The organism is Devosia submarina (genome assembly GCF_003056345.1).
Taxonomy (GTDB): domain Bacteria; phylum Pseudomonadota; class Alphaproteobacteria; order Rhizobiales; family Devosiaceae; genus Devosia; species Devosia submarina.
Map to the genome: position 1 here is coordinate 180,428 of NZ_PYWB01000006.1, position 16,412 is coordinate 196,839.

Annotated in this window: 15 protein-coding genes; 8 read left to right on the plus strand and 7 right to left on the minus strand. The window is 59.0% G+C overall.

The features are described from left to right. Nucleotides 1-657: 657 nt before the first annotated feature. Nucleotides 658-2,133 (plus strand): AMP nucleosidase, encoded by a 1,476-nt coding sequence (locus DDE77_RS10435; RefSeq protein WP_108397408.1) that lies wholly within the window; start codon nucleotides 658-660, stop codon nucleotides 2,131-2,133. Nucleotides 2,134-2,165: 32 nt separating this feature from the next. Here the strand turns inward: DDE77_RS10435 and DDE77_RS10440 are convergent, their stop codons facing one another. From DDE77_RS10440 to tpiA, 7 genes are all read right to left on the minus strand, one after another. Further along, nucleotides 2,166-2,957, minus strand: a complete 792-nt coding sequence (locus DDE77_RS10440) for an SDR family NAD(P)-dependent oxidoreductase (RefSeq protein ID WP_108397409.1) — start codon at nucleotides 2,955-2,957, stop codon at nucleotides 2,166-2,168. Between the two features lie 99 nt (nucleotides 2,958-3,056). Then, complete coding sequence (gene eno, locus DDE77_RS10445) at nucleotides 3,057-4,334, minus strand: phosphopyruvate hydratase (protein WP_108397410.1); 1,278 nt, start codon at nucleotides 4,332-4,334, stop codon at nucleotides 3,057-3,059. A gap of 99 nt (nucleotides 4,335-4,433) precedes the next feature. After that, nucleotides 4,434-5,393 (minus strand): NAD-dependent epimerase/dehydratase family protein, encoded by a 960-nt coding sequence (locus DDE77_RS10450; protein WP_108397411.1) that lies wholly within the window; start codon nucleotides 5,391-5,393, stop codon nucleotides 4,434-4,436. Between the two features lie 9 nt (nucleotides 5,394-5,402). Beyond that, a complete protein-coding gene (locus DDE77_RS10455; RefSeq protein WP_108397412.1) occupies nucleotides 5,403-5,579 on the minus strand; it encodes a DUF4169 family protein in 177 nt (58 codons plus the stop codon). A gap of 15 nt (nucleotides 5,580-5,594) precedes the next feature. Continuing rightward, a complete protein-coding gene (locus DDE77_RS10460; protein WP_108397413.1) occupies nucleotides 5,595-7,223 on the minus strand; it encodes a CTP synthase in 1,629 nt (542 codons plus the stop codon). A 110-nt stretch (nucleotides 7,224-7,333) separates the two neighbouring features. After that, nucleotides 7,334-7,828: a preprotein translocase subunit SecG gene (secG, locus tag DDE77_RS10465; RefSeq protein ID WP_108397414.1), complete on the minus strand. Its 495-nt coding sequence runs from the start codon at nucleotides 7,826-7,828 to the stop codon at nucleotides 7,334-7,336. Nucleotides 7,829-7,936: 108 nt separating this feature from the next. Next, a complete protein-coding gene (gene tpiA / locus DDE77_RS10470) occupies nucleotides 7,937-8,692 on the minus strand; it encodes a triose-phosphate isomerase (RefSeq protein WP_108397415.1) in 756 nt (251 codons plus the stop codon). Between the two features lie 120 nt (nucleotides 8,693-8,812). On the opposite strand from tpiA, the gene DDE77_RS10475 reads away from it, so the two are divergent. The 7 genes from DDE77_RS10475 to DDE77_RS10505 all read left to right on the plus strand — a co-directional run bounded on the left by DDE77_RS10475 (nucleotide 8,813) and on the right by DDE77_RS10505 (nucleotide 16,401). After that, nucleotides 8,813-10,684, plus strand: coding sequence for a peptidylprolyl isomerase (locus tag DDE77_RS10475; RefSeq protein ID WP_108397416.1), 1,872 nt, complete (start codon nucleotides 8,813-8,815; stop codon nucleotides 10,682-10,684). 27 nt (nucleotides 10,685-10,711) lie between these two features. Then, on the plus strand, nucleotides 10,712-12,217 hold the full coding sequence (gene trpE, locus DDE77_RS10480; protein WP_108397417.1) for an anthranilate synthase component I: 1,506 nt from the start codon (nucleotides 10,712-10,714) through the stop codon (nucleotides 12,215-12,217). 81 nt (nucleotides 12,218-12,298) lie between these two features. Then, the gene (locus DDE77_RS10485) at nucleotides 12,299-12,898 is read left to right on the plus strand and encodes an anthranilate synthase component II (protein WP_108397418.1); all 600 of its coding nucleotides are present in this window, start codon (nucleotides 12,299-12,301) and stop codon (nucleotides 12,896-12,898) included. Then, a complete protein-coding gene (gene trpD, locus DDE77_RS10490; RefSeq protein WP_108397419.1) occupies nucleotides 12,895-13,914 on the plus strand; it encodes an anthranilate phosphoribosyltransferase in 1,020 nt (339 codons plus the stop codon). The genes DDE77_RS10485 and trpD overlap by 4 nt, the downstream gene beginning before the upstream one ends. Continuing rightward, complete coding sequence (gene trpC / locus DDE77_RS10495) at nucleotides 13,914-14,726, plus strand: indole-3-glycerol phosphate synthase TrpC (RefSeq protein ID WP_108397420.1); 813 nt, start codon at nucleotides 13,914-13,916, stop codon at nucleotides 14,724-14,726. The genes trpD and trpC overlap by 1 nt, the downstream gene beginning before the upstream one ends. Next, nucleotides 14,726-15,202 carry a cyclic pyranopterin monophosphate synthase MoaC gene (gene moaC / locus DDE77_RS10500; protein WP_108397421.1) on the plus strand — a complete coding sequence of 159 codons (477 nt, stop codon included), beginning with the start codon at nucleotides 14,726-14,728 and terminating at the stop codon, nucleotides 15,200-15,202. The genes trpC and moaC overlap by 1 nt, the downstream gene beginning before the upstream one ends. Beyond that, nucleotides 15,199-16,401: a molybdopterin molybdotransferase MoeA gene (locus DDE77_RS10505; RefSeq protein WP_108397422.1), complete on the plus strand. Its 1,203-nt coding sequence runs from the start codon at nucleotides 15,199-15,201 to the stop codon at nucleotides 16,399-16,401. The genes moaC and DDE77_RS10505 overlap by 4 nt, the downstream gene beginning before the upstream one ends. Nucleotides 16,402-16,412 lie beyond the last annotated feature (11 nt).

Below are 16,412 nucleotides of genomic sequence, written 5' to 3' on the forward strand. Positions count from 1 at the left end.
GGTGCGAGTGAACTGTCCACAACATGGTCCCCATTTGCGGCAGAAAAAGTACGGCTCACCTTGATGTGAAGTTACGACTGTCAGATCTCAAGGGCAGCGTTTCTAAAGGTCCCTGGTGAGTTTGTAGAACCACGAGGCGGCGGGAGTGGGGGCCAGTGCCCCGACCTCATGGTTCAACCGGCTCACCATGCGGTCTTCTGCTTTTATCGGCCGAACGGCCGCGGCAACCTCTCCCGCTTCTCCCCCACCCTCAAACCTGCACTACCATCCCCTCACCAGTCACACTCTAACCAGCGGGTCGCGCGAACCGGCTTGTGTGTCGGGCAGATGGGGCGGGCTGTTGTTTCGCAACCCCGCAGGCAAACGGAAGTGTCACCAACGCCTCTGGGAGGCTCAGGGACCAGAGTCGCGTGCGCCCGAAATCCCATCGCATGTGGCGAGGCTTTGTCTCACTACAAAAATACATACGGGACAGGGCCTCGCCACGTGCTCGCTGTATCCAAAACCGCAAGGCCCCGGGGCCCAAGCGGCGCTTTCGCTCGCACGGGAAAATGCACATTAGTTGAAGCAAAGGGCGGAAGCTGGCATTCATGCAGGCAGATCATGCTGAACCCGGCGCCGCTGCTTGCTCAAGCAGCGCATCCACGAAGGAAGACGATGACAACGATCAGCCCGCCTCGCCTTGAAAAACAATCCTTCACCGATCCCCAAAAGGCATGGGAACATCTGGCTGAGCTCTATCATCGCAACACCGGCTTTATTCGCGGCCATCTCGAAGCGCTCGCGCGAGGCATTGTGCCGCCTGGCCGGGTCCGCGCCTGCTACCCGCAGGTCGAGGTGCGCTCCACCAGCTATAGTCGCTCGGAAAGCACCCTGCCTTATGGCTTCCTCCATACACCTGGGCTTTACCGCACCACCGTCACCGCGCCCGATCTGTTCCGCACTTACTTTCAGGAGCAGTTTGCCGTGATTCTCCGCAATCATGGCGGCACGATCGACATAGCCGAGTCTGACACGCCCATTCCCCTCCATTTCGCCGTGTCGGCCAATGAACGGATCGATGGCGAGGCGCTGAACTCCCTTAACGTGCCGTTGCGCGACGTGTTCGATGCGCCGGATTTGGCCAATACCGATGACGAGATCGCCAACGGCACCTTTGTTCCACCTCGCGGCGGCCCATATCCGCTGGCGGCTTTCACGGGACCGCGCGTGGACTATTCCCTGTTCAGGCTCAGCCACTACACGGGCACGGACGCACGGCACTTCCAGAATTTCGTTATCTTCACGAACTACGCCTTTTACGTGGATGAATTCTGCCGCGTCGCCAAGGAGTACATGCAGGCGGGCCATCCGCATTACGAGAGCTTCATCGAGCCCGGCAACGTCATCACCGATAACGCGCTCAAGGGCGGCAATGTGGCTGGTACGGCGCCAGTGCGGGCGCCCCAAATGCCGGCTTACCATCTCACCGGCAAGAACGGCCGGGGCATCACCATGGTGAATATCGGCGTCGGTCCCTCCAACGCCAAAACGATCACGGATCACATCGCCGTCCTGCGCCCCCATGCCTGGATCATGCTGGGCCATTGCGCGGGCCTGCGCAACAGCCAGGAGCTCGGCGATTACGTGCTCGCGCACGCCTATGTCCGGGAAGACCATGTACTGGACGCTGACCTTCCCCTCTCCGTGCCGATTCCCGCCCTTGCCGAAGTGCAGGTAGCCTTGGAGCAAGCAGTGCATGAGATCACTGAAACCGAGGGCATCGAAACCAAGAAGATCATGCGCACGGGAACGGTCGCTACGTTCGATAACCGCAACTGGGAATTGCGCGACCAGGCGGAAATCACCCAGCGTTTGAGCCAGTCGCGCGCCGTGGCCCTCGACATGGAATCAGCGACCATTGCTGCCAACGGTTTTCGCTTCCGCGTTCCTTATGGCACGCTGCTGTGCGTTTCCGACAAGCCGCTCCATGGCGAGCTCAAGCTGCCTGGTATGGCCTCGGACTTTTACCGGACGCAGGTCAATCGTCATCTGCAGATCGGCTTGCGTGCGATGGAAATCCTGCGCGATCAGCCCGCCGAGCGGCTCCATTCGCGCAAGCTGCGCAGCTTTGCCGAAACGGCGTTTCAATAAGAAGGAGCCCGGCATCGCTGCCGGGCTTACGCCTAGTGCTTGGCGGTGCCGGGTTCTGCCAGCTTGCGGTGCATTTCCGCAAGGTGCTTGTCCGGCGTGACATTGGCCATCAGCGCCTGCATCTTGTTGCTGAAGCCGGAGACTTCGTGGCCATCGCCGCGCATCATGGCCTCGAAGCCGTCCTTAGCCACCTTGTCCGCCGGTGTCTTCTTGTCCGTGCCGACCTTGGTATCCATCAGATCAGCAACTTCGAAGAAGTCGGTATCGGTTGGGCCTGGCATCAGGACAGTCACCGTCACATCGGTGTCCTTTAGCTCATTGCGCAGGGCGAACGAAAACGAATCCACATAGGCTTTGGTCGCGTTATAAACGGCCTGGAACGCACCTGGCATGAGGCCTGCAATGGAGCCTGTAATGAGAACCTTGCCAGCATTGCGGTCGCGCATGTCACGCACAAAGCGGTGCAGCAGATAGGTGGTGCCGACAACGTTGAGGTTGATGACCTTGGTAATGTCAGCAAAATCCTGGTCAAGGAAAGCCCGGCCCAGACCTCGCCCTGCATTGGCCATCAGCACGTCCACCGGACGGCCTTTCGCCTGAACGGCTTGGTAAAGCTGGTCGACGCCCTGGGTGGTGGAAAGGTCCGCCTGAACCACATCAACAGTTCCGCCGAGTTGCCGCAATTGGGCAGCGGCATGTTCGATCTCGACAGTGTCCGACGAGATGACCACATCGTAGCCGTGCTCAAGGCAAAGCTTGGCGAGTTCGTAGCCGATGCCGGACGATGCGCCTGTGACCACGGCGACTTTGGTGGCTTCTGCCATAATGTAGCTCCGTTGAGGATCAAGAGGCCTCTCAACGGAGCAGAGTCGTGGGCGTTCCGGTACCCGGCGGTAAACTATCCGGGGACCGGTTGGTTTGGCTTAGCGGCCCTTGACCACAGAATAGCCAGCATACTTGGCCGAGGTGCCGAGCTGTTCCTCGATACGGATCAGCTGGTTGTACTTGGCCAGGCGGTCGGAGCGCGAAAGCGATCCGGTCTTGATCTGCCCGCAGTTCAGCGCCACGGCGAGGTCGGCGATGGTCGAATCTTCGGTTTCACCGGAGCGGTGCGACATGACCGAGGTGTAGCCAGCCCGGTGCGCAGTATCGACTGCATTGAGCGTCTCGGAGAGCGAACCGATCTGGTTGACCTTGACCAGGATGGAGTTGGCAACGCCCATCTTGATCCCGGAAACGAGACGTTCGGTGTTCGTCACGAACAGATCGTCGCCGACCAGTTGCACCTTCTTGCCGATAGCATCGGTCAGGGCCTTCCAGCCGTCCCAATCGTCTTCGCCCATGCCGTCTTCGATCGAGATGATCGGGTAGCGGTTCGCGAGGTCTTCCAGGAAGCGCACGTTCTCTTCGGAGGAAAGGGACTTACCCTCCCCTTCCATCTCGTACTTACCACCCTTGTAATATTCTGTGGCCGCGCAATCGAGACCGAGGAAAATGTCCTCGCCTGGACGGTAACCGGCCTTTTCAATAGAGCGCATGATGAAGCCCAGCGCGTCGTCGGCAGACTTCAGGTTCGGCGCAAAGCCACCCTCATCGCCAACAGCGGTGTTGTGGCCTTCAGCCGACAAGCCCTTCTTGAGCGTGTGGAAGATTTCCGAACCGATACGCACGGCATCGGCAAGGTTTTCCGCGCCAGCCGGCATGATCATGAATTCCTGCATGTCGATCGGGTTGTCGGCATGCTGACCGCCATTGATGATGTTCATCATCGGCACGGGAAGGACATGGGCGTTCGGACCGCCGATATAGCGGTAGAACGGCAGTTCGCTCGACTCTGCGGCAGCTTTGGCGACAGCCAGAGAGACGCCGAGAATGGCATTTGCACCCAGGCGCGACTTGTTGGCCGTCCCATCAAGTTCGATCAGCGCCTGATCAACAGCCAATTGGTCCAGCGCATCCATGCCCTGGATTTCATCAGCGATGACGTTGTTGACGTTCTCGACGGCCTGGAGCACGCCCTTGCCGTTGTACTTCTTGCCACCATCGCGCAGTTCAACTGCTTCGTGCGCACCGGTCGATGCGCCCGAGGGAACAGCGGCGCGACCGAAGCTGCCGTCGTCGAGAACCACGTCAACTTCGACTGTGGGATTGCCGCGGCTGTCATAAATCTGACGGCCCTGAACGTGGATGATCGACGACATCGATTAAGCCCTTTCGAATGGGTGGCGATTGATGCGCCACTCCTAGACGGGGCGTGTGACAAGGGAAAGAGGGGCGGCCAAAAAAACCGGCTTACACCACTAGCTCAGCTGTACCTGACCGTCCTCGATCAGCCATTCCACGGCTTCTTGTACAGCTTCGAGCGAAGTGTAGCGTGGCTGGTAACCGAGCAGACGCCTGGCCTTGTCGATGGAGCAATTGGGCGAGCGGGCGATGTGCTCCCACGTCGCTTTTGCCTCGGCCTCGTCCTGCTCAGCAGCCCACTGATCGAACGGCACGAAAGAAAGGTTCGGCTCCTTGCCGAACCATCTGTACATGGCCTCAGCGTAGTAGCGCAGCGTGAGCGCTCCCGAGGAAACGGCGTGGAAGCTCTCGCCAATGGCCACGCCCGGATTGTTGATCGCGCCAATGATTACCTGGGCGACATCATCGGCATGGACATGATGAACAGTTTCCAGTCCGAAGTTCGGCAACGCGAGCGGCCTGCCCTGCGCGATGGTCGAGAACACGGTAGGGTTGAAGTGCCCAGCTGGATTGAGCGGCGCCCAGCCCGGTCCAACGATATGGCCCGGGTGGACGATGCTGACCGGGAAGCCCCGACGGCGTGCCCGCTGGAGCAGATCCTTTTCGATCGCAGCCTTGTTGATGCCGTACTCGCCGAACGGCCGCTTTACCGCCGATTCTGGCGTCGGAACGACTTCGGAGGCGCCGTGCGTCCAGATCGTGCCAATATGGATCAACTGATCCACATTCCCTTCAAGCGCATCAGCCAATTGCGTGCTGCTGGCGGGGGTAAAGCAGATCAAATCAACGACGATGTCAGCGCCAATAATGGCAATGGCCTGGCCGAAAGTACCTGCCGCTTCTTGCGTCTGACGATCGAATTCGACCCGCTCGACCTGATCCCAGGCCGGACTGCTCCGATATGGCTTGGCCGCACCTCGGCTAACCGCCACAACCTCATGGCCGGCCTGGACCAGCCTGGGCACGAGATAGGTTCCGATGTGCCCAGTTGCGCCAATGACGACAATCTTGCTCATGCAGCCACCTCAGTCTTCGCGTTTGTGAGCTTCAATGCGTCGAACCTCAAGAGCAGCCTTGGCTTTCTCGAGATCCTTCTCCGCTTTGGTGCGGCCGAACTTGGCCCGGTTCTCGGCAGCCTGTGCGTTCTTGGCGTCACGCGCCTTGCGCTTTCGTGCTGTTCGAAGATTGACAATGTCGGCCATGGCCCAGCCTGTCTCCTAAACCAGTCGGCTCTGTTCCATTGCAGCGGCGATGAAGCTGGCGAACAGCGGATGCGGCTCGAACGGCTTGCTCTTGAGCTCTGGGTGGAACTGCACGCCGATGAACCAGGGGTGATCCGTGCGCTCCACAATCTCGGGCAGTTTCCCATCCGGAGATACCCCGGAGAACAGCAGGCCGTTCTTTTCGAGCAGCTTGCGGTAGTCCATGTTCACTTCGTAGCGGTGACGATGGCGTTCCGAAATGCGGGTGGAGCCATAAATATCGGCCACACGACTGCCGCGGGTCAACTGCGCGGGATAAGCGCCCAGGCGCATTGTGCCGCCCAGATCGCCTTCAGCCCCACGCTTTTCCGTTTCATTGCCTTTGACCCACTCGGTCATCATCCCAACGATCGGCTCCTTGGTGGGACCGAACTCCGTCGAAGAAGCATTCTTGATGCCTGCGGTGTTGCGAGCCGCCTCAACGCAAGCCATCTGCATGCCGAAGCAAATGCCGAAATATGGAACATCCTTTACGCGGGCAAACCGGGCAGCTTCTATCTTGCCAGCGGAGCCACGTTCGCCAAAGCCGCCAGGCACCAGAATGCCATGCACGTGCTCAAGATAGGGAGCCGGGTCGTCGCGCTCGAAAACTTCGGAGTCGATCCACTGCAGATTGACCTTCACCTTGTTGGCGATGCCGCCATGGGTCAGGGCTTCAGACAGGGATTTATAAGCGTCCTTGAGGCCGGTGTACTTGCCCACAATGGCAATGTTTACTTCGCCTTCCGGATTGTGGAGGCGCTTGGAAACATCTTCCCAGGCAGAGAGATCGGGCTCTGGGGCATCGGTGATCCCGAAGGCTGCGAGTAGTTCCCGGTCGAGGCCTTCCTTGTGATAGGCAAGCGGCACATCGTAGATGGAAGCGACATCCAGACCCTGGATAACGGCACTTTCGCGGACATTACAGAACAGGGACAGCTTGCGCTTCTCGCCCTCGGGAATCGGGCGGTCGCAGCGCACAAGCAGCACGTCGGGCGAAATACCGATCGAGCGCAACTCTCGCACAGAGTGCTGCGTCGGCTTGGTCTTAAGCTCGCCTGCCGAGGGGATATAAGGCATCAGCGTCAGGTGAAGATAACAGGCCTGTCCGCGGGGCAGGTCATTGCCGAGTTGCCGGATCGCCTCAAAGAACGGCAGACCCTCGATGTCACCAACGGTACCGCCGACCTCGACCAGAACGAAGTCGAAATCTTCATTGCCCTCAAGCACAAAGTTCTTGATGGCGTCCGTCACGTGGGGAATGACCTGGACGGTCGCGCCCAGATATTCGCCACGGCGTTCCTTGGCGAGGATATCGGAATAGATTCGGCCGGTGGTGATGTTGTCGCGCTTGTTGGCTGCGCGGCCCGTGAAGCGCTCGTAGTGACCCAGGTCGAGGTCGGTCTCAGCACCATCGTCAGTGACGAAGACTTCGCCGTGCTGGGTCGGGGACATCGTGCCGGGATCGATGTTGAGATAGGGGTCGAGCTTTCTCAAGCGGACCTTGTAGCCACGCGCCTGCAAAACGGCGCCGAGCGCCGCCGAGGCGAGACCTTTACCCAAAGAGGAGACCACGCCTCCGGTGATGAATACGTACCGAGCCATGGGCGCTCACCTTAATCACATCAACTTCGATTCGCAGAGCTGCAGCCGGCTCTACACAAAAGAAAGAAGGGGATGTTTCCATCCCCCTCTTTCGGTTTGCCTTGCGGCAGTTAGTTCGCCGGAGCGACTGGCGCTTCGGCGGGAACCTCTGGCACCGGCAGGTCGCTGGTGGCCTCTGGCGCAGCGGCTGGCGCTGGAGCAGCCGGAGCAGGAGCAATGTCCTGGGTGACGGGGTCGGTTCCAGCAGGAGCAGCCGGGTCGCCGGCTGGGACCGGCAGGTCAGTCGTGCCGCCCTGCAGAGAATTGAGAGCATCCAGAACGCTGGTCGGTGCAGCTTCGCCGCTGCCTGCCGCAGCGCGCTCCAGGATGCCGGACGTGCCGCGATCCAACTCGGAAAGAATGGTCAAGCCAATAGCCGTGGCAAAAAACAACGCTGCAAGGATAGCCGTGGTGCGCGTCAGCAGGTTCGCAGAGCCGCGGGCCGTCATGAAGCCGCCACCGCCACCGCCAATGCCCAGCCCGCCGCCTTCCGAGCGCTGGAGCAGGATAACTGCAATCAGCGCAAGAACGATCAGCAGATAGGCAACAATCAGGACGTTCGCCATCGTGTCTCAGTCTATAGGTCTGTCAAAAGATGGCGCGTCATACACGCCAATTGGAGCAAAGGCCAGAGGCTGCGCGGAGATTCCGCCCAGCCACGGGCTTTGGCCAAGCTATACGGCGGAGATAATGGTGTAGAAGTCACTTGCCAAGAGGCTGGCCCCACCAACAAGCCCACCGTTGACGTTTTCTATCGAAAGGATCTCGCGGGCATTTTGTGGCTTGAGGGAACCGCCATAGAGAATCCGGATGCTCAAGCCCTTCTCGCCAAAGCGGTCTACCAGCTTCTGGCGTATGAACGCGTGCATGGCGGCGATATCCTCATTGCTTGGCGTCCTGCCCGTACCGATTGCCCAGATGGGCTCATAGGCGATGTTGACCTCGTGGTTTTCTGCTGCATCCGGCACCGATCCCGCCAATTGACTCGCGACAACAGCTTCGGCGTCGCCAGCTTCTCGCTGCGCTTCGGTTTCGCCAATGCAGATGATTGGCTTGAGCCCTGCGCCAATGGCGGCAATAGCTTTCATGCGAATCTGTTCGTCGGTCTCGCCGTGACCGGAGCGGCGCTCGGAATGCCCAACGATGACATATTGGGCACCGGCATCCGCCAGCATGCCGGCAGCGATGTCGCCGGTATATGCGCCCGAAACTTCAACATGGCAGTCCTGCCCGCCAACCACAATACCCGAAGGCGCACCCTGCCGGGCGGCCGCGGCGACGATTGTGGCGGGCGGGCAGATAACTACGATTGCACGCGGTGCCGCACCCGAGGTCAGCATGCCAGCAAGGGCGCTCAATTCGTCCAGAGAGGCACGGGTGCCGTTCATTTTCCAATTGCCCGCGATCAGTGGTGAGATTGTTGCTGTCACTCTTTGCTCCTGCTGCCTCTTGCACCGCGGTCGGCTTTGCCCTAACCCCGGCTTTCGATGGATTATTAGTGCGGTCCCGCTATTGCGGTAAAGCCATGGTTTCTGAACGGAACGTCTAAGATGCTCGATAGTTTGCGTGGTTTCGCGAAATCCTGGCCCGGCAAGATCATGGGCGCGTTCCTGCTGGTTGGTGTCGCGGGCTTCGGCATCAACAATGTCATTACTGATCTGGGAACCAATACGGTAGCCCGTGTTGGTGATGAGGAAATCAACTCGCGCGAGTTCCTTAGGGCTTATCAGGGCCAGATCAACCGCGTGGCGCAACAGATTGGCTCCGTGCCGACTGCGGAGGAAGCCGTTAGCTTGGGCATTCCTGGCGCAGTACTGCAGAATCTGGCGCAAGACGCGGCGCTCAACCAGATGGCCAATCGGTTTGGGCTCGGCGTATCGGAAGAAAAACTGAGCGAATTATTGCGGGAAGATCCAAGCTTCCACGGTACGCTCGGAACTTTCGACCCAAGTGCCTTCACGCAGGTGCTGCAGATGAGCGGCCTGACGGAATCGGAATATTTCGAAGACCAGGCCGATGCTGCACGGCGCCAGCAGCTGGTGCTAAGCTTGTTTGGTGACACCAAGCTGCCGAGCACCGCCTCGAGTCTCGTCAACCGCTATGCCTCCGATCAGCGCACGGTCGACTACTTTGTGCTTACAGAAAACAATATCCCTCCTCCGCCTGCTCCGACGGAAGAAGAATTGGCAGCGTATTTGAGCGAGCACCAGAGCGAATTCAGAACAGTAGAAACCCGCAACGTTCAGATGCTGCGGTTGTCGCCGGCAGAACTTGCAGCCACCAAGACAATTCCCGAAGACGCAATTGCCGCGGAATATGAGCGCACCAAGGCTAACCTGAGTAGGCCTGAACGACGTACGATCCAGCAGGTCGTCCTCACTCCTGACCAGGCGGCAGCGTTCGAGGCTGGACTGGCTGCCGGTACCCCATTCGAGACCCTTGTTGCAGACGCCGGGCTCGTGCCGACCGAGCTGGGCACACTTGCACAAGCCGATATCCAGGACGCGAGCCTTGCAAACGCTGCATTCGACGTTCTGCAGGGTGGCTTCGTGCTTATCGACGGCGTTGCTGGCAAGCGCGCGATTCATGTATCCGCCATTGAACCTGGTGGCGCGCCCAGTCTTGAAGAAGCACGTGACCAGATCGCGCAGAACCTTGCGCTTGCCGAAGCGCGCAATGAATTGGCTGAAGTGCAGGATCAGGTTGAAGAACTTCGTGCCGCATTCCGGCCATTGCCGGAGATTGCAGAGCGTTTCGGGCTGCCGATCTATGAAGCGGACGTAACTGCGGCAGGCAATGAGCTGACGGTCATTCCTGATCTGGCTGCGGAAGATGTGCCCCGCGTTTCCCAGGCGATCTTCAGGGCGAGCGAAGGCCAACTCACGCCATCCGTACAGTTGGCAGGCAACGGCAATCTCTATTTCGACCTCAACAGGATCGATCCTGCGCGCGATCAGACGCTGGACGAAGTGCGTGAGCAAGTGGCACAGGCGCTTACAACCGAGCGCACCAATGATGCGCTTCAGGCGGCGGCTGAGAATGCTGTCGCACGGCTCGACCGTGGCGAGGCTCTGGCCGATATCGCCGCCTCATTCTCCTTGTTCCCGCAGCTTTCCCAGCCCTTCACCCGCTTCGGCAATGAGGAAGGTGGAATCGACAGCTCAGTGGCGTCGGCAGTCTTTGCTGGTGGTCCGGACCATCATGGACAAGCCGTGAGCCAGACCGGCGAGTTCATCGTCTTCGATGTTGTCGATGTCACTATCGCAGAGGGCAATCTAACCGAGCAGGCCAATGCCGGCCTTGAGAACGAAGTTCGCGTCGGCCTTTACGGCGAGTTCGTCGCGGCCGTACGGGACGAGGTCGGCCTACGCACCAACCAGCAGGCATTGCAGCAGGTTCTTTCACTCAACACGCCTCAGTAGTCGTTTTCCCCACTGGATGACTTTCCGATGACCGACGATTTTGTGCACTTTACAGAGCAGTATGAAGCTGGAAAGTCGCAGATCGTCTGGCGTCGCATAGTGGCCGATCTTGAAACACCAATCGGCACCTACTTGAAGCTCTCCGAAGGGCGCAAGAACACCTATCTGCTGGAATCCGTCCAGGACGGGACCACCCGCGGCCGCTATTCCATCATTGGTAGCCAACCGGATGTGATCCTGAAGGTCGAAGGCGGACAGGCGTTGATCAACCGCCGGGCACAGATTGACGAGGGTGACTATGCTCCCCTGCCCGGCCGTCCACTCGATGCGCTTCGTGCCTTTGTCGCCGACAGCAAGATCGAAGTGCCGACCGGCTTGCCGCCACAGTCAGCGGGCATTTACGGCTATCTTGGTTACGAGATGGTCCGGTACATGGAAGTTTTGCCAGACAGCAATCCCAACGACCTGCAAACGCCGGAGGCCATCTTGATGCGCCCCTCCTTGCTGGCGATCTTCGACACGCTCAAGGACGAGCTTTATTTAACAGCGCCCGTCTATGTGACGGAGGGTATTTCCGCTCGGCAGGCTCATGAGGCTGCAGAGGCCAGGATTGATGACGCAATTGCCCGCTTAAGCCGCGCCATGCCTGCCGCAGCTGCTCCAGTCGGACTCGAGAAGATCGAAATCTCCAGCAACACAAGCCGTGATGACTATTCCGCCATGGTCGCCAAGGCGAAGGATTACATCACAGCTGGCGACATCTTTCAGGTGGTACTAAGTCAGCGCTTCTCCGCGGATTTCCACCTACCTCCCACCGCACTGTATCGCGCGCTGCGGCGGACGAATCCTAGCCCCTACATGTACTTTCTAGATTTCGGCGATTTTGCCGTAGCTGGCTCCAGTCCCGAAATCCTGGTGCGGGTGCAGAACGGCGAAGTCACCATTCGCCCCATTGCCGGCACCCGCAAGCGAGGCGCGACACCAACCAGGGACAAGGAACTGGCGGAGGAACTTCTTGCGGACCCCAAGGAGCTTGCCGAGCATCTTATGCTGCTCGATCTTGGCCGCAATGACGTTGGACGGGTAGCTAAGACCGGCACAGTCAAGGTCACGGACAAGTTCTTCCTCGAATATTATTCTCACGTCATGCACATCGTTTCCAATGTCGTGGGTGAACTCGATCCAAAGTACGATTTCGTCGATGCGCTCTCAGCGGGCTTTCCAGCAGGGACCGTTTCGGGGGCGCCGAAGGTGCGGGCGATGGAAATCATAGACGAGCTGGAAAAATCCAAACGCGGCATCTATGGCGGCTGCGTGGGTTACTTCAGTGCCGATGGCACTATGGACACCTGCATCGTCCTGCGCACCGCCATCCTGAAGGACGGCAAGCTCTTTGTTCAGTCTGGAGCGGGCATTGTGGCCGACAGCCGGGCTGAACTCGAACAGCTTGAGTGCGAAAACAAGGCACGGGCCCTTTTCAGCGCTGCCGAAGAAGCGCTACGTTATGCGGGTGAAGCAAGGATTGGCCAATGAAGGTTGAGCTTTTATGTGATTGTCGATGGCGGGGCTGGTTCGCCTTCTGAACCCTTTCTCTCCTCCAGCGCTGGACCAGCTATGACCAAGACGCTTGTTATCGATAATTATGATAGTTTCACCTACAATCTTGTCCACTTCCTGGGTGAATTGGGTGCCGAGATCACCGTGCACCGCAATGACAAAATCGGCCTAGACGAAATTGCTGAAATGGCGCCTGATGCCATTGTGTTGTCGCCGGGTCCGTGCACCCCTAACGAAGCTGGCGTGTGCCTGGACGTTATCGAGCGGTTCAAATCAGAAACGCCAATCCTTGGCGTGTGCCTGGGGCACCAGGCCATTGGCCAAGCCATGGGGGGCGACGTGATCCGCGCTCCGTACCTTGTCCACGGCAAGACCTCGAGGATCAATCATACTGGTAAGGGCCTTTTCCAAGGGCTTAACTCCGGCTTCGAAGCCACGCGCTACCATTCCCTTATTGTAAAGCAGGACAGCCTACCAGACGTTCTGGAGGTGACGGCGACCACCGAAGACGGCCTTATCATGGGCATGCAGCACCGCACGCTTCCTGTGCATGGCGTGCAGTTCCACCCCGAAAGCATCGCTTCAGAGAATGGTCATGCCCTACTCCAAAACTTCCTGGATATGGCGCTGGATTTCAAGCAGCAGCGGGCAGCCTGATGGACATCAAGGCTGCATTGAACAAGATCGCGGAGCGGCGTGATCTGACGGGCGAAGAAATGCGCGGCGTCATGCGCATCGTGATGGCCGGCGGAGCCACGCCGAGTCAAATCGGAGCGTTCCTGATGGGGATGCGTATCAAGGGCGAGACTGTTGGCGAAATTGCCGCAGCCGTTTCTATTCTGCGCGAGCAGATGGTGCCGGTGGAGGCGCCCGAGGGTGCAATCGACATCGTCGGAACAGGCGGCGATGGGGTGGGCAGCCTTAACATCTCAACGGCTACCGCCCTTGTGGTCGCTGCGGCCGGTGTTCCCGTTGCCAAGCATGGTAACAAGGCGCTGTCGTCTCGCTCAGGCGCCTCCCAAGTACTGGAGGCGCTCGGCGTCAAGCTCGACCTGACACCAGAACAGATTGCACAGACGATCGCCAAGGCGGGCATTGGGTTCATGTTTGCCCCCAGCCATCATCCGGCCATGCGCCACGTCGGACCGGCCCGCTCCGAGATGGGCGTGCGTACACTTTTCAATCTTCTTGGACCACAAGCCAACCCTGCCGGGGTTCGGCGTTATCTCCTCGGCGTGTATTCCCCACAATGGGTGGAGCCGGTGGCTGCTGCCCTCCTGGCGAATCGGGCAGTGAAAGCTTGGGTGGTTCATTCAGGCGAGGGTTTGGACGAGCTTTCAACTTCGGGGCCGAACTTTGTTGCGCAAATCTCAAACAGTGATCTGCGCAGCTTCGAGCTGCATCCTGAACAGGTGGGCTTGTCGCTGACCGATCCGCACGACCTACTGGGTGGCGAACCGGCGGACAATGCAGCAGCAATGATGGCGCTGTTTGATGGTGCTCCTGGAGCCTATCGGGACACCGTTCTACTCAACGCCGGCGCAGCACTTCTGATTGCTGATAAAGTCGCCACTATCGAAGACGGCATTGCAATGGCCAGAATGGTGATCGATGACGGGAAAGCCAGCCAAACGCTGGCGCGCCTTGTGGCTGTATCGAATGGATTTGAGTAATGAGCGATATCCTGCAACGGATTGAAGCCTACAAGCGCGAGGAAATTGCTGCTGCCAAGGCCATGCGCCCGTGGGGAGAGATTGTTGCGCAAGCCCATGATCAACCGGCACCGCGCGGATTTGTGGAAGCGATCAAGGCTAAGCGCAGGGAGGGCAAATATGCGCTGATTGCCGAGGTCAAGAAGGCAAGTCCTTCGAAGGGACTCATCCGAGCAGACTTCAACCCTGCTGAAATCGCGCGCGCCTACGAGACCGCAGGCGCTGCTTGCCTGTCGGTGTTGACTGATCGGCCAAGCTTTCAGGGCTCTCCCAGCTATCTGATAGAGGCAAGAGCGGCGACCAGACTTCCCGTTTTGCGCAAGGATTTCCTGTTCGAGACCTACCAGGTGGCCGAAGCTCGCGCCTGGGGCGCCGACTGCATCCTTGTTATTCTGGCAGCAGTGGGCGACGATGTGGCGCGCTATCTTCTTGACGCCGCTGCAGAATGGAAGATGGACGCGCTGGTTGAAGTGCATGACCAGCTTGAGCTTGACCGCGCACTAGCGCTTGGCGCCGATTTCATCGGCATCAACAATCGTAATCTGCGCACCTTCGAAACCAGTCTGGAGACCTCGATCAATCTGGCCGTTGGTGTGCCCCAGGGGAAGTTGCTAGTTAGCGAGAGTGGGATCGTGAACCACGATCATGTTTGCAGACTTGATCAGGAGGCCGGTATCGGCACGTTTCTTGTCGGCGAGAGCCTGATGCGCCAGGACGATGTTGTTACCGCAGCGCGCTCCTTGCTCATGGGTGCCCCTCAGGTTGTTCGGTGATGAGCACGCAACTCACTCACCTCAACGCGAAGGGTGAGGCTCACATTGTCGATATAGGCGACAAGGCTCAGACGAAACGCAGGGCTGTCGCCGGCGCCAGGATTGTAGCTGAACCAACGACGATAGAAGCCATGATCGGGAATGGCTTGAAGAAGGGTGACGCGCTGGCTGTTGCGCGGATCGCTGGTATTATGGCGGCAAAGAAAACATCCGAGCTCATTCCGCTCTGCCATCCCTTGGCACTGACCAAAGTCGCTATCGATATCGAGCAAGATGGCTCCACTGGCCTTTCCATTCGTGCACTTGCCGAAACGAACGGCCAAACTGGCGTAGAGATGGAAGCTCTGGTCGCAGCGTCAACGGCGGCGCTGACCCTTTATGACATGGCCAAGGCGATCGACCGCTCCATGGTTGTGACGGACCTTTGCCTACTTGAGAAGTCCGGCGGCAAGTCCGGAGATTATTCGCGCGCATGAGCCTGCTTCCAGTTGATCAAGCGATCGATTTGGTCTTGCACCGGGTCCCCGCCCCTGCGCCGGAGACAATACCGATCCAAGAGGCTGCAGGCCGGGTGTTGTTTGAACCCCTTATTGCAAGCCACAACCAGCCGCCTTTCAGTGCCAGCGCGATGGACGGCTATGCCGTTCGTGCGGCGGATGTGGTCTTGGGCCAGGCACTCCGGATTATCGGCATGTCGCAAGCTGGCCAAGGTTTCGATGGGCAGCTGGGGCTAGGCGAGGCCGTCCGCATCTTTACGGGGGCGCCGGTTCCTGCTGGCGCCGATACAGTCATCATGCAAGAGCAGGCGGAGGTTCATGGAACAGACGTTTTGTTCACAGCGGCGCCGCGACAGGGCCATAGCGTAAGGCCGCTAGGCAGTGATTTCGCAAAGGGTCAGCAGCTTATAGAAGCTGGAACGCTGTTGTCGCCGTTCCATATGGGTGTGGCTGCGGCCGCCAACGCTCCTCGGCTGACGGTGGCCAGACGCCCGAAGATTGCTCTATTGGCAACTGGCGATGAGCTGGTCACTCCGGGTAGCCCATTGAAGGCGGACCAGATCGTTGCTTCCAATAGCTTCGCTTTGACGCCTCTGCTGCGCCCCTATGCTGAAGACGTGATTGACCATGGGATCGCCCGGGACGATCGAGACGAGCTCAGATCAAAACTCGCGAGTATCTTTGCGACGGAGCCTGACGTGGTGATTACCACGGGTGGCGCCAGCGTTGGTGACCACGACATTGTACAGGATTTACTGCTCGAGTTGGGTGTATCGATCGATTTCTGGCGCATCAACATGCGCCCGGGCAAGCCACTGATGTTCGGCACGATTGGCAAGACCTTGGTGTTTGGATTGCCCGGTAATCCCGTCTCGGCGCTTGTTACGGCACTGGTATTCATTAGACCTGCCCTGCGACAATGGCTTGGTTTAAAGACGGAGACGTCTTGGAAACTCCCCCTTGCTGCACCAACGCCTCCGAATACTGCCAGGCGGCACTTCATGCGTGCAAAACTTGTGCAGACAGGAAGGGGACCGCGGGCACTTCCGATCTCGATCACGGACAGTGGGCACACATCTTCATTGGCGGACGCAGATTTGCTGATTGTTCAGCCAGAATTCGACCCAGGCCAACCGGAGGGAACAATCGTCGACATTGTTCGGGTTAGTTCTTTCTAGGAGCGGGATGC

Coding starts and splice junctions, on each gene's coding strand:
- secG (WP_108397414.1), bottom strand. CDS start 7,828: ATGGCGAACGTCCTGATTGTTGCCTATCTGCTGATCGTTCTTGCGCTG.
- DDE77_RS10475 (WP_108397416.1), top strand. CDS start 8,813: ATGCTCGATAGTTTGCGTGGTTTCGCGAAATCCTGGCCCGGCAAGATC.
- DDE77_RS10435 (WP_108397408.1), top strand. CDS start 658: ATGACAACGATCAGCCCGCCTCGCCTTGAAAAACAATCCTTCACCGAT.
- DDE77_RS10450 (WP_108397411.1), bottom strand. CDS start 5,393: ATGAGCAAGATTGTCGTCATTGGCGCAACTGGGCACATCGGAACCTAT.
- DDE77_RS10440 (WP_108397409.1), bottom strand. CDS start 2,957: ATGGCAGAAGCCACCAAAGTCGCCGTGGTCACAGGCGCATCGTCCGGC.
- DDE77_RS10460 (WP_108397413.1), bottom strand. CDS start 7,223: ATGGCTCGGTACGTATTCATCACCGGAGGCGTGGTCTCCTCTTTGGGT.
- moaC (WP_108397421.1), top strand. CDS start 14,726: ATGAGCACGCAACTCACTCACCTCAACGCGAAGGGTGAGGCTCACATT.
- DDE77_RS10455 (WP_108397412.1), bottom strand. CDS start 5,579: ATGGCCGACATTGTCAATCTTCGAACAGCACGAAAGCGCAAGGCGCGT.
- trpE (WP_108397417.1), top strand. CDS start 10,712: ATGACCGACGATTTTGTGCACTTTACAGAGCAGTATGAAGCTGGAAAG.
- trpC (WP_108397420.1), top strand. CDS start 13,914: ATGAGCGATATCCTGCAACGGATTGAAGCCTACAAGCGCGAGGAAATT.
- DDE77_RS10485 (WP_108397418.1), top strand. CDS start 12,299: ATGACCAAGACGCTTGTTATCGATAATTATGATAGTTTCACCTACAAT.
- DDE77_RS10505 (WP_108397422.1), top strand. CDS start 15,199: ATGAGCCTGCTTCCAGTTGATCAAGCGATCGATTTGGTCTTGCACCGG.
- eno (WP_108397410.1), bottom strand. CDS start 4,334: ATGTCGTCGATCATCCACGTTCAGGGCCGTCAGATTTATGACAGCCGC.